Below are 24,322 nucleotides of genomic sequence, written 5' to 3' on the forward strand. Positions count from 1 at the left end.
CTCCCGGCTGCTCAGCGCAGGAGATGATCGCCGAGCAGATAGCCGACGGTCATGGCCAGCACCAGCAGTGCGCCTTGCAGTTTTGGCGGTGCGGGCAAGGGGATGTCGAGCAGGCGGCAGCCGGCACCGATGGCCAACGCCAGGACAGGACCGACCATGAGGTGCATCATGTGCGCGTCTCCCGGGCCTCACCGCTGGGCCCACCGCAGTCGTTGCGATGCTTCGCGGGGTGCGTCGCGATGAAATGGTCCGCCAGCAGGTAGCCGCTCGTCATGGCGACAACGAGTGACGCCCCCACCAGCATGGGCGGCGCGGGGACCGGAATGCCCAGCCAGCGGCAACCCAGACCGATAGCGAGACCGAGCAGCAGGCCAATACAGAATTTCCAGTTCAAGGAACGTGCTCCAGCGGGACGATGTGAGGGCTCGAGGGTGTGGCTCCGACGAAGTGGCGCACGGCCGGAGGCTGCGCATCGCGATGCAGGGCGCGAAGCTTGTCCTGCAAGTGCTGCTCTTCGTGGGTGACACGCTCATGCTGGCGGAGGTGCTCCAGCCAGGAATCGAGGATGAAATATTCGAGAAAGCGGCCCGGCTGCGCCGCGTCTTCCATGACTCCCCACTGCACCGCCCCGTCGCGCCGGCGGGTGCCTCCGAGCAGGTGGATGTGATGCAGGAACTCCTCGCGATCCGGCGAATCGATGAGGTACTCCACCGTCACGAGCACCGGACCCCGGGCATGGCTCACCTCCGCGGCCACGGCCGGCTGAGGCCAATGCGCGGACGGAGTGGTATCCCGTGCCATGGCCACGCTCAGACGGAAACGCAGCGAGAAGATACCCGCGAGCACCGTCGAGACCGCCGCCACGGTCAGCGACACCCCGGTGCCAGCCTGCTGCGCGAGCGTTCCCCAGATCAGGCTGCCCCCCGCCATGCCCGCGGAGAAGACCACGATGTAGAGCGACAGCGCCCGGGCGCGTACCCAGCCAGGTACCGAGACATGCGCGGCGGTCTGCAGCGATGACAGCACGGTGATCCACGACATGCCGTTGGCCAGCATCGCCACGCAGAGAATCCGTGTGTCGCGGATGCCCGCCAGGACCAGCATGCTGAGGGCGTAGAGCAGGGTCGCGGCTGGCACCAGCTTGTCGGCATCGAACTGTTTGCGGAGCTTCGGCAAGGCGATGGCGCCACCGATGGCACCCGCCCCGATGAATCCCAGCAACATTCCGTAGGTGCCCGCTCCGGCGGAGAGTTCCTGCCGGACCACGATCGCCAGCAGCGCGGGTGCGGCACTGGCGAACACGAAGAAGCAGGCCGCCTTGACCAGCACCGACCGGAACTCACCGGCTTGCAGCGCATAGCGCAACCCCGCGCGCAGTGCGCCGCCGAAGGACTCGGCCGGCAGGGCCGAGGCGGACTTCGACGGTTTCCACTGCCACAGGACGAACACCAGGCCCAGGAACGACAGCGCATTCAGGGAGAACGCCCAGGCCGCTCCGAATCGCGCCACGACCAGCCCGCCCAGCGCGGGGCCGATGGAGCGCGCGATATTCATACCGATGGAGCTCAAGGCCACCGCCGGTGCCAGCGCCTCGCGCGGGACCATGTCGGCGGTGAGCGCGGCCTGGGCGGGCATCGCCATCGCCGCGCCCGTGCCGAGCGCGAATGTCAGACACAGCAACAACCAGGCATCGAGCCGGCCGGCATGTGCCGCCAGGGCGACCAGCGTGGCCACGAAGAGCATCCACAGCTGCACGCCGATCAGGTATCGCCGCCGGTCAACGATGTCCGCCAGCGTGCCGGCAACGAGCGCGAACGCCACGACCGGCAGCGTCGTCGCGGACTGCACGGCCGCGACCATGAGCGGAGAGCCCGTCTGCTCCGACATGAACCAGGAGGCGGCGACATCCTGGACCCAGGTTCCGATGTTGCTGGCCAGGACCGCCAGCCAGAGCGAACGGAACCCGGAGTTGCGAAGCGGGGCCCATGCACCCACCGCTGGAGCTTCAGAAGGCATAGCACAAGCATCCCAATGCACCCCAGAAGTCACGCAGCCCGCCGCCGGGCGTGGGGTGGTGTGCGGCGTGATCCTTGCCGTGACCATGCACGGCACACGACGTTCCGGGTGGGTGAGAATGCCGTTGCGCCCGGGCGAACATGGCACGGGCCTGAGCCTGGGTGCCGCCCTGGTAGCCACCGAACCGGTTCACCGGCGACCAGTCCGGCATGGGCTTGGGCAACGCGGGAGCGAGCGGGCCGAAGTCATCGCTGCCGTGCACCACCTTGCCGCCCACCACGGTCAACACGCTGGTGATGTCCTGGATGGCTTCTTCCGGCACACGGAGGAAATCCGAGGACAGCAGAGCGAAATCGGCATACTGGCCCACCTTCAGGAGGCCCTTGCGATCCTGCTCATGGGAGAACCACGCACTGCCGTGCGTATACAGGCGCAGCGCTTCTTCCCGTTCCAGCCTGTTGTCTTCGCCATACATCGACAGACCGCCCACCGTGCGGCCGGTGACCAGCCAGTACAACGCCACCCACGGGTTGTAACTGGCCACGCGCGTGGCATCGGTGCCAGCGCCGACCGGCACGCCCGCGTCCAACATCTTGCGCACCGGCGGCGTGTTCCGGGTTGCCTCACTGCCGTAGCGCTCCGCGAAGTACTCGCCCTGGTACGCCATGCGATGCTGGACGGCGATACCGCCCCGCAGCGCGCGCACGCGTTCGATGTTGCGCTCGGAGATGGTCTCGGCGTGATCGATGAACCAGTGCAATCCGTCGAAGGGCACCTCGCGGTTCACCTTCTCGTAGACATCGAGCACACGGCTGATGCTCTCGTCGTAGGTGGCATGGATGCGGAAGGGCCAGCGGCGTTGCGCCAGCAGGCGGACCACGTCTTCCAGCTCGCCCTCCATCCCCTGCGGCAGCTCCGGGCGCGGTTCACGGAAATCCTCGAAGTCCGCCGCCGAGAAGACCAGCATCTCGCCAGCACCGTTGTGGCGCAGCATGCCGTCGCCCTGAAGCGGCGTCAGCATCCGCGACCACTTGTCGAAGTCCGCGAGCTCGCCCCCCTTCTTCTGGGTGAACAGGTTGTAGGCGATGCGAACCGTCAGCTCGCCATCGGCATGCAGCTTCTGGATGATCTCGTAGTCATCCGGGTAGTTCTGGAAGCCTCCGCCAGCGTCAATCACGGAGGTGATGCCCAGCCGGTTCAGCTCGCGCATGAAATGGCGGGTGGAATTGAGCTGGAATTCCGGCGGCAGCTTCGGACCCATCGCCAACGTCGCATAGAGGATCAGCGCATTGGGTTTGGCCAGCAGCAATCCGGTGGGATTGCCGGCCTGGTCCCGCTCGAGCCGCCCACCGGGAGGATCCGGACTGTCCTTGGTGTAGCCCACGGCGCGCAATGCGGCGCGGTTGAGGAGGGCCCGGTCGTACAGGTGCAGGATGAAGACCGGGGTCTCCGGTGCGGCCTCGTTGAGCTCCCGCAGCGTTGGCAGCCGCTTCTCGGCGAACTGGTGCTCGCTGAAGCCGCCCACCACGCGCACCCACTGCGGCGCCGGTGTCCGAGCCACCTGCTCCTCGAGCATCGCCATCGCGTCGGCCAGCGAGCGCACGCCGTCCCAACGCAGCTCCATGTTGTAATTCAGGCCACCGCGGATCAGATGGAGGTGGCTGTCATTGAGACCAGGAATCAGACGCCGGCCCCCGGCGTCGATGATCCGGGTCCCCGCGGTGGCATGTGCCATCACCGTGGCATCGCCGCCGATGGCCAGCAGGTTGCCACCGGCGACGGCCAACGCCGTCGCCGATGGGTTGTCCCGGTCCAGGGTGGTGATCCGGGCGTTTCTGACGATCATGTCGGCCATCGGTACAGTCCTTCCCATTCCGGCGACTCGAGCCGGAAACAATCGTTATCGCCTACGGCATTCCGATGGCCGCATGGCCATCAGTGACCGCCTTCGGACGCGCCGAACATCGTCTTGGCGTAGTGGATGCCGATTCCGTAGCCACCGCCGTGGGTCTTGGCGATGCCGGTGGTCAGGCCATACGTGGCCTCCCGCGCCCAGTCGCGCTGCAGCTCGAGCAGGTACTGCAGGCTGGTCATCGGAGCCGCACCGGCCTGGATCATCCGCTGCACCGCGCGCTCATGCGCCTCGTCGGTCACGTCGCCGCAGGCATCGGTGATGACGAACGTCTTGAAGCCCTGGTCGATCGCCGACAGAACCGGGCCGACGATGCACACGCCGGTCCACAGTCCCGCGAACACCAGCCGCTCCTTCTCGAACGCGTTGATCTGGGCGATCACCTGCTTGTCTTCCCAGGCATTCATGCTGGTGCGGTCATAGACCTTCGCGCCAGGAAACGCCTCGGTGATCTCCGGGAACAGCGGCCCCGAGAAGCTCTTCTCCGCGACCGTGGTCAGCAGGGTCGACACGCGGAAGCCAGCGGCGGCCTTGGAGATCAGCGCGGTGTTGTTGCGCAGCGTGGCGATGTCGATCGAATGCGTCGCGAACGTCATCTGCGACTGGTGATCGATCAGGATCAGGGCATGGTCGGTGGGAGACAGCAGGCCCTTTCCGGGCGTAGGGGTAGCCTTGAGCGACATGGAATGACTCCTCTTCGGGTTGGGGTTTTCAGCTCCGTTTACGCCAAACAGAATAGGGCGTCAGGACTTGTTGAAAAACACCCAAAAGCCCATGAAACGGCTCCCCCAAAAGAGGGATTGGGCGCCCACCGGCCCACTACTCCTCAACGCTGGTGCTCTTGCGCGGAGGCAGGGTGATGACACGTCTTCCAAACCACCGCGCATCCAGGGAGTGCGCGCCGGGCCCGAGGAGCGCCAGTGCACCCGCGGTGAGCAGCTTGATACCCACTTCAGGCAGGGTCACGCCGCCCATCACCATGAAGTCGTAGCAAGAGAACAGGCCGCACACGGCCGCGAGGAGCGGTGTCAGCACGCCCAGGCAGAGGCCGAGGGCCGGGAGCGCGAGCACCGCATGCATCAGCGGTCCACCGGAGGGGTGGAGCAGCAGTGACAGGGCAACCGACAGGCGCAGCAACAGCAGTCCGGCCCCGGGGCCACCTTCGGGAAACATGGAGAAGAGGCGTTGCACCCGTCCACCTTACCTCCCTGGTGCACCCTGGTTATATCTGGGATAAGGGAGCCCGGCCTCCCCATTTCGGGGGATTCCAACGATGTCGATGACGGGTATCCAGCGTTCATTCGCTGGCCGAGCCAACGGGATGAAGCCGATGTTTCCACGACGAAGCGCGATGATTCCCGGTGGAATTGCCTCGCGGGGCGGCAGGACCGCTGGCCGCCCGGCGGAGGGGCTCTGAACGATGAGCACCACGAACCCACCCATTCGCATCCTGATTGTCGACGACCATCCGCTGCTTCGCGAAGGGCTCAGCAGCTTGATCGCCGGGCAACCGGACATGACGCTGGTCGCCGAGGCGGAGAATGGGGAGCAGGCCCTGCGAGCCTTCCGCGAACACCAGCCAGACATCACGCTGATGGACGTGCAGATGCCCACCATGAATGGCATCGATGCGATCACGGCGATCCGCACCGGGTTCCCCACCGCGAGAATCATCGTCCTGACGACCTACAAGGGCGACATGCAGGCGTTGCGCGCCATCAAGGCGGGCGCATCCGGATATCTGCTCAAGAGCATGCTGCGCAAGGAGTTGGTGGAAACCATCCGCAGCGTGCACGCGGGACGCCGCCGCATCGCCGCGGACATCGCCACCGAGATGGCCGAGCACGTGGCGGACGACGAATTGACGGCACGGGAATGTGACGTCCTGCGCCTCGTGGCCCTCGGCAGCGCCAACAAGGAAGTCGCTGCCCGGATGGGCATCTCCGAGGAAACGGTCAAGACGCACATGAAGAACGTCCTGACCAAGCTCGGCGCCAGGGACAGGACGCATGCGGTGGTCGTCGCGCTGAAGCGGGGAATCATCGACATCTGAGCGTGGATGCGGGGACCGATGGATGTGACGAGGCTCAAGGGACCCGTCAGGGTGTGGCGCCAGACGCTGTTCCTCGTGCTCGTCACGGTGCTTTCGTCCTCCGCGGATACGGCGCTGGCGTTCAGTCAGGACCGGCGCCTCACGCAGTTCCACCACACCCGGTGGACGATCAAGGAAGGAGCTCCCGGCCAGATCTCCGCGCTCGCCCAGACGGAAGACGGGTATCTGTGGCTCGGCGCCGCCGCTACGTTGTACCGGTTCGACGGCGTCCGCTTCGAGCGGTTCGAGCCGCCCTCGGACGAGCCCTTCTCCACCATCCAGACCTTGTACGCCCCGCCCGGCGGTGGGCTGTGGATCGGCTTCCAGATGGGAGGCATCGCGTTCCTGAAAGAGGGACGCTTGACCCGGTGGTATCGCGGCACCGAGGGCGCACCGGCCAGGCAGGTTTCCGCTTTCGCCTCGGACCGGGACGGCAACGTCTGGGTCTCCGAATTGTCTGGAGGACTGTTCCGTCTGTCCGGCACGCGCTGGGAACGGGTCGGAGAGTCCTGGGGATATTCGGGCAGGGAGACCCGGTACCTGTTCGTGGACCGGGACGGCACGCTGTGGGTCGCCGCCGAGAAGACCCTGCTGTATCTGCCTCACCGCGCGCACAGATTCATTCCCACGGGCGCCAGCGTCGGGTGGGTGTTCCAGTTGAGGCAGGCGCCGGATGGCAGGATCTGGATGACGGAATCAGGCGGTGACGTGAGGCCGATTCCGGTGCCCGGCCACGGACAGACGGAGAATCCCCCCACCCTGCACGCGGAGTCGGCGGGCGTGCAGTTCGCCCGCGACGGAAGCATGTGGATCACCACCCTGGGTGATGGGCTCCGCCGCATCCCCCATCCCGAGCGATTGCCGGCCGGCGACGTGGCGGCGGTGCCCGGGACGGTGGAGTCGTTCACCGAGAAGGACGGCCTGAGCGGAGATTACGCGTGGCCGGTGCTCGAGGATCGCGAGGGCAATCTCTGGGTGGGAACCAGCGGCGGACTCGATCGCTTCCGCGTCAGCTCGATGGTGCTGGCCGAGTTCCCGCGCGGTTCGCACGATTTCGCCCTGGTCGCGGGGAATGCCGGCGAGATCTGGGCGGGTACCACCAACCGCCCGCTGATGCGCTTGCACCATGGCGAGGTCTCGTCCGAACAGCTCGGCGCCCCGGTCCGCTCCACCTACCGCGACCAGGAGGGCGTGATCTGGCTGGGAGCGGACAACGGCCTGTGGCGGGTGGAGGACGGCCATCTGAGTCATGTCACGCCGCTGCCGGTTCCGCGCTCGCAGGTGCAGGCCATGACTCGCGATCGTCGTGGCACACTCTGGGTATCCCTGACGGGCCACACACAGATGCAGTGGAAGGATGGCCGCTGGAACCCGGTCACGGAGCAGCTGGGACTCTCGGAGAAAGAGCGCATCCACACCGCGATGACCGATGCTCACGGGCGGGTATGGCTGGGCCATAAACGGGGCACCATCACTCGGATCGACGGCGACGAGGTCCGGCGGTTCACCGAGCAAGACGGGCTCCGGCTGGGGGTCGTCACCGCCCTGACCGCGGGCCGTCAGTATGTGTGGGTCGGCGGCCAGTTCGGGCTGGTCTTCCATGACGGCCAGCGATTTCGTCCACTCGTCGCCGGCGGTGACGAGCCGTTCCGCAACGTGAGTGGCATCATCGAGCGCCCCGACGGCAGCCTGTGGGTGCATGCCGTGCCGGGTGTCTTCCACATTCCAGCGGAGGAGGTCCAACGGGCGGTGGGCGATCCCAGCCATCGCGTGCGCTACGAGTTGTTCGACTTCCTCGACGGGCTCCCAGCCAGGCCAACGCAGCTGCGTCCGCTGCCCACGGCCGTGGCGGGCGATGATGGGCGCCTGTGGTTCGCCACCAGCAACGGCGTGGTCTGGATCGATCCCGAGCGGATCGCCCGCAATCCCATGCCTCCACCGGTGTCCATCCTCGCTGTGCGAGCCGATGGCCGCCGGTACGCGCCCGCGTCGGACGTGACGCTTCCCATCCATCCAGCCAACCTGGAGATCGACTACACCGCGCTCAGCCTGTCCATCCCCGAGCGCGTGAACATCCGCTACCGGCTGGAAGGCGTGGACGAGCACTGGCAGGACGTCGGTACGCGGCGCACCGCCTATTATGGCAACCTGGCGCCGGGGCGGTACCGCTTCCAGGTGATCGCATCGAACAACGACGGCGTGTGGAACGAGCGCGGCGCGAGCCTCGAGCTCGTCGTCCCGCCCGCGCTCCACCAGACCTGGTGGTTCCGCACGCTCTGCGTGGCGGCCGGACTGCTGCTGCTCTGGTTGCTGTACCTGCTGCGTCTGCGCCAACTGACCGCGAAGATGCGCGGCCGGCTGGAGGAGCGGCACGCGGAGCGCGAGCGGATCGCCCGGGAGCTGCATGACACCCTGCTGCAGAGCGTGCAGGGGCTGGTGCTCCGGTTACAGGCCGTCGCCGAGCAACTCCCCTCGCACGAGCCGGCACGGCAGGCGATGGAGAAGGCCCTGGACCGCGCGGACCAGGTACTGGCCGAGGGCCGCGACCGGGTGATGGAGCTGCGCTCGTCCGCCCATGCTGACCGCGACCTGGCGGACGCGCTCGTGCAGGTCGGGGAAGAACTGGCGGAGGACATCCCGGCGGCGTTCCGTCTGGTCGTGGAAGGCGTACCGCGAGAGTTGGACGCGGCCGTGCAGGTGGAGATCTTCTTGATCGGCCGGGAGGCCCTGCTCAACGCGTTCCAGCACGCCGGGGGCACGGCCGTGGAAGCGGAGCTCCACTACGACTCCGAGGAATTGCGCATGCGGATCCGGGACGACGGCGCGGGCGTGGCCCCGGAGATTCTCGAAATGGGCGGCCGTCCGGGGCACTGGGGCCTCGCGGGGATGCACGAACGCGCGGCGAGGATCGGAGCCACACTCCAAGTGTGGAGCCGGACCAATGCCGGCACGGAAGTGGAATTGAAGGTCCCGGCCGCGATCATCTACCAGCGGAAGCCGAATGCGACCTGGTGGCGCAGGCTGAAGGGTGCCGCCCGCCTGGGACGAGGGCGATGAGCACGCCCCAAACGTAGGGATTCCAGTCACTTACGCAGCCGGCGACGATTTCGAACGACCGACCGATGAGTTCCGCGGCCAGGGGGAGTCCATGAGTCAAAACATCGCCTCCTGGAGGAACCCCGTGTCCGCGAAGCTCATCGCCACCCTCTTGCTCGTCGTCGCCGCCAGTGCCGTCGCCGCCCCGAAGGCGGCCAAACCCAATGCCCCCGGCAAGTACGCGAAGGTGAACGGCCTCGAGCTCTATTACGAGATCCACGGCTCTGGCCGGCCGCTCATCCTGCTGCATGGCGGCCTCGGCTCCAGCGGAATGTTCGGAGAGAACCTTCGTGCGCTCGCCAAACACCGGCAGGTGATCGCCGTCGACCTGCAGGGCCACGGCCGCACCGCGGACATCGATCGCCCGCTGAGCGTGGAGCTGATGGCGGATGACATCGCCGCGTTGATCAAACACCTCAAGCTCGAGCGGGCCGACGTGATGGGCTACTCGCTCGGGGGCGGAGTGGCGCTCCTGACCGCGATCCGCCACCCGGTGGTGGTGAACAAGGTCGTCGCGATCTCGGCGGTGATCCGGCGAAGCGCGTACCACCCGGAGATCCTCGCGCAGCAGGGCGAGGTCAACGAGGGCGCTCTCGAGATGATGAAGCAGACGCCGATGTACCAGGGCTACGTCGCGATCGCGCCGCGTCCGCAGGACTTCGGACGGCTGTTGAGCAAGATTGGCGAGACGATGAAGCAGGACTTCGACTTCTCGAAGCAGGTCGCGCAGCTCCAGGCGCCAGTGCTGGTGATGGCGGCGGACTCGGACCTCTTCCCGCCCTCGCACGCGGTGGAGGTGTTCGGCCTGCTCGGCGGCGGCAAGCGTGACGGCGGATGGGACGGCTCGGGCCGGCCGAAGTCGGCGCTCGCGATCCTCCCCGGGCTCACGCACTACAACATCTTCGCGGATCCCCGAATCGTCACCACCGCCCTGCCCTTCCTCGATGAGGCAGCGCGGTAGCTCGAGGTATCGGAGTCCCCGGTAGACGCAGTGGAGGCGGCGGGACTCGAGCCCGCCGCCTCGGGCCTGCCCGTGGACCTACGGGGACTTCGTCCCGGGGTACAGCGGCCCGGGGTTCGTCGGCGTGGGATCGAACGGGCCGGGATCGACCAGGGACTGGCACGACCACTTCCGGTTGCTGAGGCACCTGCAGGTCCCCGCGACAGACCTGCCGACGCAGCAGCTCCGCGTGGAACCAATGGTCGAGCACGTCGTCCCATTGAGATTCGTGCAGGAGTTGCTCGAGGAGCAGGTCGGAACGGGATCGATGATGAGCCCACACGTCTGGGTGAGACCATCACACGTGACGCTCTGGCCATCCGTGGCGGAACAAGACGTCCCCTGACAGGAGAGGGGGGTTCCGTTCGGACAGGTCGTCGAACAGGTGGAGAGCGCGCTCTCACTCTGTCCCAGAAGGCCCTCGCCGTGCTCCAGCTCCGTGCCACCACAGCCAGACACAACGGTCACGACAAACGTTGCAAGAATGAGCAGGGATTTCTTCATGCCTGACTCCTGTCAGCGGGTCTGGCATTCACCGTACAAACCGCACGGATGCACGTCAATTCCTTGCGCGCACAACGGTTGAGTCACCTCGATTCCCTCTCAATTCGTTGCGCCAGAGGCAACAAGCCAGGACAAAGGACTGTCATAATTCCCTGGCACCCGCCGGCTTTGTTGCTCTCGAGGCGACAAGAGGCAATGCGCCCTGGCCGCTTCGCCAGACTATCAGACTCCAGGAAATATCATCCAACCCGTGCCGGGACGCCGGGCCGCTCAGAAAGCCGAGCCCAGGCGCAGCAGGTTGAGGTTGATGCCCAGCACCGGTGCCGGGCCCCGTCTGGGCTCGTAGCCCACGAACTCCGGATGGAAGACGCGGCTGGGCGCGAAGGCAGGGCCACCCGACAGGGTGCTTCTGCCCCCGCCAGGCATGTTGAAGCCATAACCCATGCTCACCCCCAGCACGGGCGCGAGGTAGACATTCCCAACAGTGAACTGCCACCCGACGTCCAGCCCCAGTTGCAACTCCAGGCTCGCGCCTCCAGCGTGATCATCGTCATCGTAGCCATACGCCGGCTCATACGAGACGTTGGTGATCAGTTTGGGCTGCAGGAAGGGACCCGACAGAGGTCTGCTCGACCGCGCCAGGGGAAGTACGGGGCCGGCCGCGGCCAGCACGCGCCAGTAGTTCGGCACCGCTCGGCTGCCGCCACCACCGTACTCGGAGGTGGCACGCATGGAGCCCGTCGTCACCGTGAGCTCGACCCCGAGGCTCGTGTTCGAGTCCTCCCCCAGCGGCAGGTTGGCGCCGAGCGGAAGGTAGAAGGCGGAGTTCTCCCCCATGGCCAGCCCCACGAAGGCGGTGCCAATGGGTTGAATCCAGACGCTCCGGCGCGGGACCGAGGCCTCACCGGGCACGGTGGTGACAGGGGCCTGTGAAGACACGACGACGAGCAGCGTGGTGAGGAGTGCGTGCATGCCCTCCCGTGGAGCAACGGGCATGCCGCTCGATTGCTCCTCTCGGGAAAGGGGCTCACCGCGCTGGTTGTATCGAGCAGGGTCTCAGGAATCCGACGCTGGAGAGACGTCGATGCCTCGGGGTGATTACGCCTCCTGCCGGACGCCGGGCTCCGGACGAGATGCCTGCGTGCGGAGTGGCAGCCCCACGAGGGTGAGCATCGTCGCGGGGGCGCCGGGCGCCCGCGGGTGGGAGATCTCCCACTGGTAGTCCGGCGCCTCCAGCCCCGCCAGGAGCTCCCGCAGATCCTCCTCCGTGTACGTGCGCGCGTTCGACACGGCCCCGTCCCAGGCGATGAGCAGTGGGAGCACGGGGAGCGCGTAGGTGAGCAGCACCTGCCGCAGCCGGAGGGGGCGGATGAGGGGCGTCAGCAGGAGCACCATCAGCACGCCGGCGGGGATGGCCGTCCACCAGAGCCAGCGCGGCTGGGAGTTGTCGCTGATCTCGAGCACGCAGAGCGCCTGCCGCTTCTCGAACGCGTCCTGGAGGATGCGGCGCGCGACCGGCGGGGGCATGTGGTGGAAGCTGCACACCATGGTCCGGACGCCCTGAAGCGTGTCGGGGACCTGGCCCGCGTCGACCGAATTCTGGAGGTAGCGAACCCGCGCCGCGTCTCCCGCCGCGTTGATGCGCGCGGCGGCGTCCGTGTTCGGATAGAGGTCGGTGAGGGTCACGTCTGGCCGGAGACCGTGGTCGGCTTCGAGCCGTGCGGTGGTTTGCAGCAGGGGCCCGCCGCCCCCTGAGCAGAGGTCCACGACCCGGTCGGTGGCCGCTGCCTCCAGGGCCCTCGCCAGCAGGGGCGCCAGGATCCGCTCGGTGCCGAGCACCCGGTGCATCGCGGCGATGTAGAGCGTCAGGCACTCGCGGAGGCCTCCCGGGAACCAGCGGAAGTCCTCGAACTCGAACAGTGACATGCGCTTCATGGTGCTGTCCCCCTTCGCGCCCGCACTCTAGGCCACGGCGCGAAGAGACGTGACGCACCGGCATTGCTCGAACTGATGGGGCCTGGAAGCGCGCACCGTCAGTGCTTATGTGATTTCACGTATATGATTTTACGGATGGGCTCCCACCGCCAATCCTTGTCGGCCCCTGCCTCTTCGCGATGAAGCTCGACGCTGTCCCCTGTCACGCGCTATTCTTGGAATCCTTGGAAGTCATTGTTGCAAAAGACCCTGGTGAGTCCAGAGGAGAAGCGTGACATGTGCCGGATGCTCTGTGGAAACGACTCGAATCATGACGGTGAGCCCACCCAGGAAGGAGCGTCCCGTCGAGAGTTCCTCGCCAGGGGAGCTTCCGCCCTCGGTGCCGCGATGGTCTCTTCGGCGCCCCTACCGGCGCTGGCAGCGTCCGCCCAGGGTGACCTGTCGCCGGAGAGCGATGCCAGGAACCATGACCTGCCAAGGGACACAGGTGCTTCGCACCGGCGTTACCTGCTGAAAGGCGGCGCGGTCCTCAGCATGGATCCCCAGGTGGGAAACTTCGCCCGGGGTGACGTGCTCATCGAGGGCAAGCGGATCGTCGCGGTGGGGGCCAACCTGCATGCTCCCGGTGCGGCAATCATCGACGCCTCGGGCATGATCGTCATGCCAGGGTTCATCGACACCCACCACCACCAATACCAGACCGCGCTGCGGAGCTTCCTGTCAGACGGCCTGCTGTTCAACGATGGGCTGCCGCACGGCGAGAAGAACTACCTCGACTACATCCACACGAGGCTCACGCCGGTCTTCAGGCCGGAGGACGCCTACCTCGCCGAGCTCGTCGCTTCGCTCAGCCAGCTGGACGCGGGGGTGACCACGGTCGTCGACACGTCGCAGGTGGGCCATACGCCGGCGCACACCGATGCCGTCATCCGGGGGCTTCAGGATGCGGGCCGCCGCGCGGTCTTCGTGTACTCACCGGGCGTGGGCCCCGGCAACATCTTCCCCAATGATCTCCAGCGGATCCGGAGCCGGTACTTCTCCTCGGCCGATCAGCTCCTGACCCTGGCGATGGGCGGAGAGGTGTTCGACCCCGCTTTCCGGACCTACTGGGCCATCGGGCGCCAGAATGGCCTGCCCATCGTGACGCACCTCGTCGGCAGCCTCGGCCAGGAAACGCTCGTGGAGCAGCTCGCGAGCGAAGGCCTGCTCGGGCCCGACCTCGTGTTCATCCACGCCAGCCGCATCTCGGAGGGCTCCTGGCAGGCGATCGCCCAGGCGGGTGTGAACGTCTCCATCGCCGCCCCCATCGAAATGGCCATGCGGCACGGCATGCCGCCGATCCAGTCCGCGCTCGATCATGGAGTCCAGCCCGCGCTCAGCACGGATGTGGAGTGCACGATGACCGCGGACTTCTTCACCCAGATGCGGACCGTCTTCACACTCCAGCGGGCGCTCATCAACGAGCGCGCGCTGAACGGCGAGACGAACCTGCCCGAGCTCCTCACGTGCCGCGATGTGATTCGCTTCGCCACGATCGAAGGGGCCCGGGTGGCCCGGCTCGCCCACAAGATCGGCTCGCTGACGCCGGGCAAGGAGGCGGACATCCTCCTGCTACGCTCGGATGCCCTCAACGTGGCCCCGCTCAACAACGTGCCGGGGGCCGTCGTCACGTTGATGGAGCGCAGCAACGTGGACACGGTCATCGTCGCGGGGAGGATCCGCAAGTGGCGGGGAGCCCTGGTCGACATGAACTGGACCCGTCTCCGCGCCGCCCTCGAGGCGTCCAGGGACTACCTCCTCCGGGCGGCGGGAGTCGAGCGAGTGCTCTTCTGAGAGGGGGGCGCCAGGGACTTGCATGAGGGAGTTCCTGGCTGTGGACTCCCTCCATGTTGAATCTCCCAGGCTACACGCTCCGCCGCCCGGTCCGCGCCACCGACTCGAACATGCTGTTCCTGGCGGTGCGCGAGACGGATGGCTCACCGGTCATCATCAAGACGCCGGCGGGCCCCTCCGTGGGCCCGCGGGAGGAGGAGCGGTATCGCCGGGAGCACGGCATCCTGCAGCGGCTCCTGGGCGTGCGCGGCGTCACCCGGCCCCATGGCTGCGAGCGGGTCAACGACCGCCCCGTCCTGGTCCTGGAGGAGGTGCATGGGGTGGCCCTCTCCGAGGCGGTGGGCAGACCCTTCGAGATCGCCCGCTTCCTGGAGCTGGCCGTCGCCCTGGCCTCGACCCTGGCGGAGATTCACCTCCGGGGCGTCATCCACAAGGACATCAAGCCCTCCAACATCATCGTCACGCCCTCCGGCGAGCCGCGCATCATCGACTTTGGCGCCGCCACCCTCCAGCGGACCGAGCACGTGGACGCGGCTCCGACCCACCTGCTCGAGGGAACGCTGGCCTACATGTCCCCGGAGCAGACCGGGCGCATGAACCGCGCGGTGGACTACCGCACCGACTTCTACTCGCTGGGCGTGACGTTCTACGAGCTCCTCACGGGCGCCCGGCCGTTCCAGGGGCGTGACGCGCTCGAGTGGTTCCATGCGCACATGGCCCAGATGCCGAGGCCGCCGCACGAGCTCGTCGCCAGCGTCCCGCCCGTGCTGTCCGCGATCGTGATGAGGTGTCTGGCCAAGGTGGCCGAGGAGCGCTACCAGAGCGCCGAGGGGCTGAGACACGACCTCGCGGAATGCGTGGAGAGCCTGCGCCGGGGCGCCCTCGAGCTCTTCGTGCTGGGCAAGCGGGACATCCCCAGCCGCTTCCAGCTCCCCCAGCGGCTCTACGGGCGCGACGCCCACGTCGCCACCCTGCTCCAGGGTTTCGAGCGGATCGTGCGCGGAGGCAGGCCCGAGCTCATCCTGGTCCGAGGCTACTCCGGCATCGGCAAGTCGTCGGTGGTCCACGAGCTGCACAAGCCCGTGGTTCAGCGGCGTGGATTCTTCCTGAGCGGCAAGTTCGATCAGCTCCAGCGGGATGTTCCCTACGCCACCCTGGCCCAGGCCATCCGGGGCCTGGTGCAGCACCTGCTGGTGGGTACCGATGAGGAGGTGGCCCGGTGGCGTGAGCGCCTGCTGGAAGCCCTCCAGGGCAACGGTCAGGTCATCGTGGACCTGGTTCCGCAGCTCGCGCTCCTCCTGGGCCCGCAGCCGGTGGTGCCGGAGCTTCCGCCCGCCGACGCGCAGCAGCGCTTCAAGCAGGTCTTCCTCCAGTTCCTCGGCGTCTTCGCCACCGCCGAGCAGCCGCTCGTCATGTTCCTGGACGATCTGCAATGGGCGGACCTGGCCAGCCTCCGGCTCCTCCAATCCCTGCTCACCGAGGAGAACGCACCACCGGTGCTATGGATCGGCGCCTACCGGGACAACGAGGTCAGCCCCTCCCACCCGCTGATGATGACGCTCGGGGAGGTGCGAAAGGCGAACGTCCCGGTGACCGACCTCCAGCTCGAGCCACTGAGCCTGGAGCAGCTCCAGCACCTCGTGGGCGATGCGCTCCCCGGGGCGGGAGCGGAGCTCATCGTGCCGCTCTCGGAGCAGGTGCACGAGAAGACGGGCGGCAACCCGTTCTTCCTCCTCCAGTTGATGTTGGCGTTGCACCACGATGGCCTCCTCAGCCGCACACCCGGAGGGGGATGGCGGTGGGATGCCGAGGGCGTCCGGGCCAGGGGGTACTCCGACAACATCGTCGACTTCATGGCGCGCAATCTGCACCGGCTTCCCGAGAGCACCCAGCACCTGCTCCCCGTGGCGGCGTGCGTGGGCAACAGCTTCCCGCTCGGGATGCTGGCCCTCATCGCCGGCCTGGAGGCGGGCGAGGTGGAGCGGGGCCTCGAGCCGGCGCTCCTGGAGGGACTGGTGGTGCGCAGCGCCCCGGAGCAGTACCGGTTCCTGCATGACCGCATCCAGCAGGCGGCGCATGCCCTCATCCCCGAAGGAGAGCGCAAGGCGGTCCACCTGCGCATCGGGCGTCTGATGCTGGAGCGCCTGTCTCCCGAGGAGGTGCGCGAGAAACTCTTCGAGATCGTGAGCCAGCTCAACACCGGGGTGGAGCTGATCAGCGGCCACGAGGAGCGCCACCACCTCGCGCGTCTGAACGCCGAGGCGGGCTGGAAGGCCCAGGCCTCGAGCGCACACGACTCGGCCGCCGCCTATCTCTCGATGGCTTTCACGCTCATCCCGGGCGACCCCTGGGAGACGGACCCCGAGCTGGCCTTCAAGGTGCAGCTCACGCAGGCGAACAGCGAGCTCGTGAGCGGCAACTTCGCCCAGACGCGGCGCCTCCTGGAGGGGCTGCGCTCCCGCGCGCGGAGGCGGGGGGACATCGCCGCCGTGTACGGCCTGAGGCATGAGGTGCACCTCATCGCCGGCGAGATCGAGGCCTCCGTCACCTGCCTCCTGGAGTGCCTGGCCCTGCTGGGCATGCCGATGGACCCCCATCCCTCCTGGGAGGAGGCCCTGGCCGCCCGTGAGGAGGTCCAGGCGCTGCTGGGAGCCCGTCCCATCGAGAGCCTCGTCGAGCTGCCGCTGATGACGGACGCGGACATGAAGCCGGTGATGAGCGTCCTGGCCCGCCTCTTCCCGTCCGCCTACCTCACCGACAACAACCTGCTCATCCTCCATGTCTGCCGGCTGGTCTCCCTGAGCCTCCGCTACGGCAACACCCACGAGTCGGTGATCGCGTACAGCTCGCTCGGAGTGCTGCTCGGCCAGTTCTTCAAGAGCTATCAGGAGGGCTATGCCTACGGCATGCTCGCCTGTGCGCTCGTCGACCGGCACAACCTGACCCATGAGCGGGTCCGGGCGCTCTTCAACCTGGAGATGATCAGCTACTGGTGCCGGCCCCTGGCCGTCGCACACGAGCACGCCCTGAGCGCCTTCCAGCACGCGGTCCAGACCAACAACTACCTGTACGCCTGCTACATCGTCGGCCATGTCGTCTGGAACCGGCAGGCCATGGGCCACCCCCTGGACGACGTCTACCAGGACGCGATCGCCCGGATGGACTTCATGCGGAAGACGGGCTTCGTGGGGGTGGTGGATACCACCCTCATCGTCCTGCGCTACATGCAGACACTGCGGGGCCACTCGCCCACGTTCGGCACGCTGGACGGGGAGGGCTTCGACGAGAAGGCCCTCGAGGCATCGCTGTCGCCGGCCCACATGAGCAGCATGGTGTGCCAGTACTGGCTCTCCAAGATGCAGGCGCGCTTCATGTGCGGCTCCTTCGCGGAGGCCCGTGAGGCGGGGGACAAGGCGGCTGCGTTCATCTGGTCCTTCATCAGCATCATCCCGCGCCTGGACTTCTACCTCTTCCGCGCCCTGTCTCTGGCCGCGTGCTGCGAGGGAGCGGCGGAGGAGGAACGGCAGCGGTACCTCGCGGGAGCCGAGGCGCACTGGAAACAACTCGAGGAGTGGGCAGCCAACTGTCCCGAGACCTTCCGCGCGCTCGAGCGGCTGGTCTTCGCGGAGCTGGCCCGCGTCCAGGGCCGCCTGGAGCAGGCACTCCCCGCGTACGAGGAGGCCCTTCGCGCGGCCCGCGAGAACGGCTTCACCCAGCACGTGGCCCTGGTGTGCGAGCTGGCGGCGAACTTCTACCGCAAGCGGCAGGCCCCCTTCATCGCGGAGGCCTACGCGCGCCAGGCCCGGGAGGCGTACGCGCAGTGGGGGGCCCACGGCAAGGTCAAGCAGCTGGACGCCCTGTGGCCGTCCCTGGTGAGCCCGTTGGCACCCGCGAGCACCGCCACCACCACCTCCTCCTCGGAGTCCCGGGAGCTCGACGCGCTCGCCGTGGTCAAGGCCCAGCAGGCCGTTTCCAGCGAGATCGTCCTCGAGCGGCTGGTGTCCACGCTCATGCGGGTCGCCACCGAGAACGCGGGGGCCCAGCGTGGAGCCCTGCTGCTGCCGCGCGGTGACAAGCTCGAGGCCGTGGCCGACACGGAGAGCGCATCGGGCGCCGCCCTGCCCTGGACGATCATCTCCTACGTCCGGCGCACGCACGAGCATGTCCTCATCGGCGACGCGGCGGCACCCCACCCGTTCTCGGGCGAGCCCTACCTCGAGCACAGTGGAGCCAGGTCCGTGCTGTGCCTGCCGCTGATGCGCCAGGAGTCGCTGTCGGGAGTGATCTACCTGGAGAACAGGTTCGCCTCCGGGGCGTTCACACCCGAGCGCATCACGCTGCTGGGACAGCTCGCCTCGCAGGCCGCCATCTCCATCGAGAACGCACGGCTGTACGCCGAGCTCCAGCGCACCGAGGCCGCCCTGCGCAGCGCCAACGACGGGCTGGAGCGGCGGGTGGAGGAGCGCACGCGCGAGCTCAAGCAGGCGCAGGCCCAGTTGGTGGACACGGCACGTGCGGCGGGCATGGCCGAGGTCGCCTCGGATGTGCTGCACAACGTGGGCAACGTCCTCACCAGCGCCGTCATCAACCTGGAGCAGATGCGCTCCGCGGTCGCGGCCTCGCGCTTCGATCGGGCGGCGCAGCTCTCCGCCATGCTCAAGGAGCACGAGGAGGATCTCGTGGGGTTCCTGACGCGAGACCCGCGTGGCCTCGTCCTGCCGAACTACCTCTCGGCCCTCACCGAGGAGCTCCGCCACGAGCGGACCCAACTCCAGACGAGCCTGAACGAGATGGGCCTGCACCTCGAGCACATCCACGCCATCATCCGGGTGCAGCAGGACTACGCCAAGACGGCACTCCTCCTCGGTGAGTGGGACCTCGCCCAGCTCATCGAGGACAGCCTGCGCTTCCAGATGGCCGCGCTGCAGCGCCACGGCGTTTCCGTGACGCGCGAGTTCACCTCCATTCCCAGGGTGCAGGTGGACAAGCACAAGGTGCTGCAGATCCTCATCAACCTCCTCAGCAACGCCAAGGACGCCATGGCCGAGGTCCCCGAGGGACAACGGCACCTGTGCGTGCGGCTCACGGCCCAGGGGAATGTGGCCCGCATTCAGGTGGTGGACAACGGCAAGGGCTTCACGCCGGAGCTCCGCAAGCAGCTCTTCGCGCTGGGCTTCACCACACGCAAGGAGGGGCATGGCTTTGGCCTGCACTCGAGCGCGCTGGCGGCACAGGTGATGGGGGGACGCCTGCTTCTGGAGAGCGACGGTCCCGGCCAGGGCGCCACGGCCACACTCGAACTCCCTGTCTCGCACTCCCGCTGACAGGGCGGCCCACTGGCGCAGACTCCTCGCACCGAAACGTCTGCGCACCTGAGCGCGCCGCCTCACGAAAGCCGTGAAGGCGCATGCACATGGCGCTCAGCGCGGGGACACGGCCCCTTTCTGGCATGCCGGTTGCTGTGGGTTCAGCGGCTGCGGCTCGATTGACACAGCACTCACATCCAACCCCCGCCGCATTTCTCATGGCCTCTTTCTCATCCTCGTACCGCTCCCGGCTTCCCATGGGCCGGCCACTGGCGTGCCTCGCGCTCGCCGTGCTGAGCCTCACCGGACGGCCCTCTCACGCCGCCGGCTCCACGCTGCTGCAAGACCTCCGTCCCGGACACGACGCCACCCCGGGTACCAACGGTCCCCTCACCGCCCTGGGCAACACCGTGTACTTCGCCGGCCAGAGCACTTTGACGGGCTCGGAGCTGTGGAAGTCGGACGGAAGCCCGGAAGGCACCGTCCTCGTGAAGGAGGTGCTGCCAGGCCGGGAGAGCGCGAACCCCTCCCTGTTCGGGGAGCTGAATGGCTCTCTGTTCTTCACCGCCCGCGGAAGCACCCTGGGCACCGAGCTGTGGAAGACGGATGGAACGCCTACCGGCACCGTGCGCCTGCTCTCCGTGCCCAACGGGGAGATTCCCACCGACGTGTCCATCACCGACCAGGCGCGCGTGGGCAACACACTCTTCTTCTCCGCCCAGTTCAGCGGCAACAAGGAGCTGTGGAAGACGGATGGAACCCCTGCGGGCACCGCGCGGGTGAAGGACATCGCCCCGGGTGACATCGGCTCGTTCCCCTACAGCCTCACGGCGCTGGGCTCCTCGCTGTACTTCGCCGCATCCCCCTCGGATATCGGGCCCAGGAGCCTGTGGAAGTCGGACGGCACGGAGGCCGGTACCGTGGAGGTGTGGTCGCCTCCCTCGCCCGGCGGCGTGCAGGAGGTCAACGAGCTGGGCGGCTCGCTGCTCGTGCGGGTCACCTCCAGCACCTCCGTGTCCTCTCTCTGGAAGAGCGACGGGACCGCGGCCGGTACCGTGAAGGTGGTGGACCTGCCGTACGGGGTGGGCAAGAGCGTCGTCCTCGGCAACCGGCTGGTGATGTGGATGGAGACCGGGGTGTGGAGCACGGACGGCACCGCAGCCGGCACCCGTGCGCTTCACGCGGTCTCGCACGCCTCGTGGGGTCCCTCGGTGACCGTGGGCAGTCAGCTCTTCTTCCTGGGAACCGACTGGAGCCACGGCCTGGAGCTGTGGACGACCGACGGCACCCCGGAGGGCACGCGGCGGGTGAAGGATCTCCTCCCAGGAGCAGCGGACGGCGCCCTGCCCGCGATGGCGGCCCTGGACGGGTCCCTGTACTTCATGGGCACGGACACCCCGGGCGCCGTCCAGCTTTGGAAGACGGATGGCACCGAGGCCGGCACCGTGAAGGTGATGCAACTGCCCTCCGAGGAGGACGCCACCTACGGACTCGGCATGGCGAGCGCCGGGGGCCGGCTCTTCTTCACCTATGCGGGGCGGCCGTGGGTGAGTAACGGGACGGAGGCCGGCACCATGCGGCTCGAGTCCTCCCGGCCCGAGCCCCGTGGCCCCGACCTCAGCCAGATGACCCGGCTGGGGGGGCTCGCGCTCTTCACCACGTTCGACGAGCAGGGGCAGGTGCTGTGGAGGACGGACGGCACCCCCGCCGGCACCGTGCGGGTGAAGGACCTCCGCGAGGGCTCGACGTTGATTCTCGTGGACCCGAATGAGCCCTGGGTGGTGCATGCGGGCGCGGCCTTCTTCATGTCCCTGGACGTGACAGCCGAAGGAGACCTGCGGCGCAGTCTGTGGCGGACGGATGGCACCGGGGCCGGCACGTCGCGGCTGAAGGCCTTCGAGAGCACCTCCGTCGAACAATGGCCGCTGTTGCTCGTGGGCGACACGCTCTTCCTGGCGGGCAAGGACGCGGAGCACGGCCTGGAGCTGTGGAAGTCGGATGGCACCGCCGAGGGCACGGTGCTCGTCAAGGACGTGAATCCCGGCCCCGGCGGCTCCCGGATCGCGCAGGGGGCGGCCCTGGGCAACCGGCTGTTCTTCTGGGCGGATGACGGCACGCACGGGATGGAGCTGTGGACGAGCGACGGCACCGCGTCCGGCACCGTGCTGTTCAAGGAGTTCGCCCCGGGCACGGCCGGCGGCCTCGGTGAGTACGAGGAGGGACGGCCCCTCATGGTCTCGCTGAATGGGACGCTCTACTTCGGCGCGAGGGACGCCGAGCACGGCCTGGAGCCGTGGAAGACGGACGGCACCCCGGAGGGGACGGTGCTCATCAAGGACGTGAACCCCGGCATCGAAGATTCGCTCTCCCGGATGACGGTGGCGGGGGGGCGGCTCTACCTGTCCCTGTACGACGGCGTGCACGGCCTGGAGCCCTGGGTGAGTGACGGCACCACCGCGGGGACGATGCTCCTCGCGGACGTGAACCCCGGGGAGGGCGATGGGATGCCCCTGGGCTTCACGCACGTGGGCGGCACGGTGCTCTTCATGGCGCGCAACCCGGCGCACGGCGCGGAGCTGTGGAAGACGGATGGCACCCCGGCGGGCACGGCGCTGCTCTCGGACGTGTGGACCGGTCCGGACAGCGGCCTGCGCTCCGAGTCCGGAACAGGGATGCTGGCGCCGCTGTGGGGAATGAAGGCGGAGGTGCCGCTGTGGGGAATGGAGGAGCTGGGGCTCGCCTTCTTCCGGGGAACGGATGCCTCGGGTGGGCAGGAGCTGTGGGTGACGGACGGTACCGCCGCGGGCACCCGCCAGGTGGAGGATCTCGTGCCCGGCGCGGGCTCCTCGGCGCCAGCGAACCTCGTGCTCCTGGGGGAGAAGCTCGTCTTCACGGCGACGGACCTCGTCGCGGGCCACGAGCCGCGTGTCCTCCCGTTGGGGGAGCTCCAGCCCGATACCACCGCGCCCGTCCTCACCTGCCCGGCCTCCCTCACCACCACGGCGCCGGACGCGAACGGCGTGGCGGTGTCCTACGCCCCGGCCACCGCCACGGATGACCGGGATACCCCCGTCATCGAGTATGGACGGGCGTCGGGCAGCATCTTCCCGGTGGGCACCACGGCGGTGACGGTGACGGCGACGGACACGGCCGGCAACCGCGGCCAGTGCACCTTCGAGGTGACGGTGACGCACGAGGCACCAGCCCCCGAGCCGAAGCCCGAGGGTTGTGCGTGCACCTCCGGCGGGCCCGGGGCGAGCGCCTTCTGGAGCCTGCTGACACTGCTGGCCATGGCCAGCGTGCGCCGCCGCCCCGCTCAGCTGTAAACCCTTCCGGCCGGTGCCTCCCCGCCCCGGGGAGCGCACCGGCGCGGGGTCTGGTCTCAGGCGGCCCACCCCGCGAGTTGGGCGCGGTGACGGCGTTCGAGGAGCCGCAGGGCGGTCAACGTCACCAGCGCCATGAGTGAGGCGTACCCCACCAGTGGCCACGCGGTGTCGCCGTCGAGCATGACGACCATCAACGTGCCCAGGACGCCGACGATGAGGCTCTGGACGCAGAAGTAGAGCGCGACCGCCGTTCCCGCCACGGTGCCGAAGGCATGAAGTGCGCCATTGGCGGTGACGGAAACGGCGAACACGATACCGGTCGCGATGACCCACATCGGCACGACGAACGTCCAGAATGACGGGGCCGCGAGGAGCTGCCCGGCTGTCAGCAACGCCGCGCCCAGCAACAACATGAGCATGCCGCGAGTGAGGCTTCCCGCCAGCCCCCAGTGGGCCACGAAGCGCTTCGCGAAGCGTGTCGTCAGAATCATCGCGAGCGCGGCGGTGGCGAAGGCCAGGCTGAACCCGAGCTCCGAGAATCCGGCCTGGCCGATGAGGACCCGGGGCGCCGTGGAGAAGAACACGAAGAAGGAGCCCATGGCCGCGCTGAAGCCCAGGGTGTACGTCCAGAACGCGGCGCTGCGCAGGATGGGCTGGAACGCCACGCCGCGGTGAGGCCCACCGGACGAGCGCGTTTCGTGCCACCGTGGCAAGGCATTCAGCATCGCCGCCGTCGCCAGGATGCCGAGCGTGATGAAGATGGCTCGCCATCCGAAATGTTTCGCGAGCAAGGCCCCGGCGATGGGACCGAGCGCGGGGACGAAGGCCAGCATGGCGCTGAACAGGCTGTAGATGACCGCGCCTTCGGGCCGCTCCGCATAGACATCACGGACCGTCGCGAACGTGGCGACGAGGGCCGCGGACGCGCCCACGGCTTGCATGAGCCGGAGGCCGACGAACACCACGGCATCGGAGGTCCCCGCGAGCAGGAACGAGGCGGCCGCGAACAACAGCGCACCGCCCAGCAATACCCGGCGGCGGCCGATGCGATCCGAAACCGGGCCGAACACCATCTGCCCGAGCCCGAGCACAGCCATGTAGAGGCTCAGCGTGAGCTGGATGATGGCGGGAGACGTGTCGAGGATTCCGGGCATGGCCGGAACCACGGGGAGGTAGATGTCCATGGCCAGCGAGGCCAGGAGATCGAAGGGAGCCATCAGCAACAGCGCTGCTGGCACGGAGTGATTCCACGACAGGATTTTCGAGTCAGGCACGATTGCATCCGCACAAATGAGGAACATC

15 protein-coding genes are annotated in these 24,322 nt (G+C 67.9%); 6 read left to right on the plus strand and 9 right to left on the minus strand.

Features of this window, described 5'->3' with window-relative positions; all coding sequences use genetic code 11:
- Positions 1–11 precede the first annotated feature (11 nt).
- The 6 genes from BO221_RS10315 to BO221_RS10340 form a co-directional block, all read right to left on the minus strand.
- The gene (locus tag BO221_RS10315) at positions 12–170 is read right to left on the minus strand and encodes a DUF1427 family protein (RefSeq protein ID WP_073560192.1); all 159 of its coding nucleotides are present in this window, start codon (positions 168–170) and stop codon (positions 12–14) included.
- Positions 167–394 (minus strand): DUF1427 family protein, encoded by a 228-nt coding sequence (locus tag BO221_RS10320; RefSeq protein ID WP_073560193.1) that lies wholly within the window; start codon positions 392–394, stop codon positions 167–169. The genes BO221_RS10315 and BO221_RS10320 overlap by 4 nt, the downstream gene beginning before the upstream one ends.
- The gene (locus tag BO221_RS10325) at positions 391–2,016 is read right to left on the minus strand and encodes an MFS transporter (protein ID WP_073560194.1); all 1,626 of its coding nucleotides are present in this window, start codon (positions 2,014–2,016) and stop codon (positions 391–393) included. The genes BO221_RS10320 and BO221_RS10325 overlap by 4 nt, the downstream gene beginning before the upstream one ends.
- Positions 2,006–3,862, minus strand: coding sequence for an amidohydrolase (locus tag BO221_RS10330; RefSeq protein WP_233165859.1), 1,857 nt, complete (start codon positions 3,860–3,862; stop codon positions 2,006–2,008). Before BO221_RS10330 ends, BO221_RS10325 begins: the two co-directional genes overlap by 11 nt.
- Before the next feature lie 89 nt (positions 3,863–3,951).
- Positions 3,952–4,611 carry a hydrolase gene (locus BO221_RS10335; protein WP_073560196.1) on the minus strand — a complete coding sequence of 220 codons (660 nt, stop codon included), beginning with the start codon at positions 4,609–4,611 and terminating at the stop codon, positions 3,952–3,954.
- 136 nt (positions 4,612–4,747) lie between these two features.
- Complete coding sequence (locus BO221_RS10340; protein WP_073560197.1) at positions 4,748–5,119, minus strand: hypothetical protein; 372 nt, start codon at positions 5,117–5,119, stop codon at positions 4,748–4,750.
- 229 nt (positions 5,120–5,348) lie between these two features.
- On the opposite strand from BO221_RS10340, the gene BO221_RS10345 reads away from it, so the two are divergent.
- The 3 genes from BO221_RS10345 to BO221_RS10355 all read left to right on the plus strand — a co-directional run bounded on the left by BO221_RS10345 (position 5,349) and on the right by BO221_RS10355 (position 10,077).
- The gene (locus BO221_RS10345) at positions 5,349–5,981 is read left to right on the plus strand and encodes a response regulator transcription factor (protein ID WP_073560198.1); all 633 of its coding nucleotides are present in this window, start codon (positions 5,349–5,351) and stop codon (positions 5,979–5,981) included.
- Positions 5,982–5,999: 18 nt separating this feature from the next.
- Entirely contained in the window at positions 6,000–9,077 is a 3,078-nt protein-coding gene (locus BO221_RS57290; RefSeq protein ID WP_158079813.1) for a sensor histidine kinase, read from the plus strand.
- A gap of 91 nt (positions 9,078–9,168) precedes the next feature.
- Positions 9,169–10,077, plus strand: coding sequence for an alpha/beta fold hydrolase (locus tag BO221_RS10355; protein WP_083680904.1), 909 nt, complete (start codon positions 9,169–9,171; stop codon positions 10,075–10,077).
- Positions 10,078–10,890: 813 nt separating this feature from the next.
- Here BO221_RS10355 and BO221_RS10365 read toward each other — a convergent pair.
- Both BO221_RS10365 and BO221_RS10370 read right to left on the minus strand, forming a co-directional pair.
- Positions 10,891–11,592: a hypothetical protein gene (locus tag BO221_RS10365; protein WP_073560200.1), complete on the minus strand. Its 702-nt coding sequence runs from the start codon at positions 11,590–11,592 to the stop codon at positions 10,891–10,893.
- 126 nt (positions 11,593–11,718) lie between these two features.
- Complete coding sequence (locus tag BO221_RS10370) at positions 11,719–12,555, minus strand: class I SAM-dependent methyltransferase (RefSeq protein ID WP_073560201.1); 837 nt, start codon at positions 12,553–12,555, stop codon at positions 11,719–11,721.
- A gap of 285 nt (positions 12,556–12,840) precedes the next feature.
- Here BO221_RS10370 and BO221_RS10375 point away from each other — a divergent pair, with 285 nt between their 5' ends.
- From BO221_RS10375 to BO221_RS10385, 3 genes are all read left to right on the plus strand, one after another.
- Positions 12,841–14,388 (plus strand): amidohydrolase family protein, encoded by a 1,548-nt coding sequence (locus BO221_RS10375; RefSeq protein WP_255408449.1) that lies wholly within the window; start codon positions 12,841–12,843, stop codon positions 14,386–14,388.
- Between the two features lie 53 nt (positions 14,389–14,441).
- A complete protein-coding gene (locus BO221_RS10380) occupies positions 14,442–19,712 on the plus strand; it encodes an AAA family ATPase (protein WP_073560203.1) in 5,271 nt (1,756 codons plus the stop codon).
- A gap of 200 nt (positions 19,713–19,912) precedes the next feature.
- Positions 19,913–23,020: an HYR domain-containing protein gene (locus BO221_RS10385; protein ID WP_073560204.1), complete on the plus strand. Its 3,108-nt coding sequence runs from the start codon at positions 19,913–19,915 to the stop codon at positions 23,018–23,020.
- A gap of 56 nt (positions 23,021–23,076) precedes the next feature.
- Here the strand turns inward: BO221_RS10385 and cml are convergent, their stop codons facing one another.
- A complete protein-coding gene (cml, locus tag BO221_RS10390; RefSeq protein WP_073560205.1) occupies positions 23,077–24,321 on the minus strand; it encodes a CmlA/FloR family chloramphenicol efflux MFS transporter in 1,245 nt (414 codons plus the stop codon).
- Position 24,322 lies beyond the last annotated feature (1 nt).

The organism is Archangium sp. Cb G35 (assembly GCF_001896145.1).
In the GTDB taxonomy this organism is placed as follows: Bacteria; Myxococcota; Myxococcia; order Myxococcales; family Myxococcaceae; genus Archangium; species Archangium violaceum.

Excerpts from the sequence above, each read along its gene's own strand:
- BO221_RS10315 (WP_073560192.1), bottom strand. The coding sequence starts at position 170 with ATGATGCACCTCATGGTCGGTCCTGTCCTGGCGTTGGCCATCGGTGCC.
- BO221_RS10325 (WP_073560194.1), bottom strand. The coding sequence starts at position 2,016 with ATGCCTTCTGAAGCTCCAGCGGTGGGTGCATGGGCCCCGCTTCGCAAC.
- BO221_RS10330 (WP_233165859.1), bottom strand. The coding sequence starts at position 3,862 with ATGATCGTCAGAAACGCCCGGATCACCACCCTGGACCGGGACAACCCA.
- BO221_RS10335 (WP_073560196.1), bottom strand. The coding sequence starts at position 4,611 with ATGTCGCTCAAGGCTACCCCTACGCCCGGAAAGGGCCTGCTGTCTCCC.
- BO221_RS10345 (WP_073560198.1), top strand. The coding sequence starts at position 5,349 with ATGAGCACCACGAACCCACCCATTCGCATCCTGATTGTCGACGACCAT.
- BO221_RS57290 (WP_158079813.1), top strand. The coding sequence starts at position 6,000 with ATGGATGTGACGAGGCTCAAGGGACCCGTCAGGGTGTGGCGCCAGACG.
- BO221_RS10355 (WP_083680904.1), top strand. The coding sequence starts at position 9,169 with ATGAGTCAAAACATCGCCTCCTGGAGGAACCCCGTGTCCGCGAAGCTC.
- BO221_RS10365 (WP_073560200.1), bottom strand. The coding sequence starts at position 11,592 with ATGCACGCACTCCTCACCACGCTGCTCGTCGTCGTGTCTTCACAGGCC.
- BO221_RS10370 (WP_073560201.1), bottom strand. The coding sequence starts at position 12,555 with ATGAAGCGCATGTCACTGTTCGAGTTCGAGGACTTCCGCTGGTTCCCG.
- BO221_RS10375 (WP_255408449.1), top strand. The coding sequence starts at position 12,841 with ATGCTCTGTGGAAACGACTCGAATCATGACGGTGAGCCCACCCAGGAA.
- BO221_RS10380 (WP_073560203.1), top strand. The coding sequence starts at position 14,442 with ATGTTGAATCTCCCAGGCTACACGCTCCGCCGCCCGGTCCGCGCCACC.
- BO221_RS10385 (WP_073560204.1), top strand. The coding sequence starts at position 19,913 with ATGGCCTCTTTCTCATCCTCGTACCGCTCCCGGCTTCCCATGGGCCGG.
- cml (WP_073560205.1), bottom strand. The coding sequence starts at position 24,321 with ATGTTCCTCATTTGTGCGGATGCAATCGTGCCTGACTCGAAAATCCTG.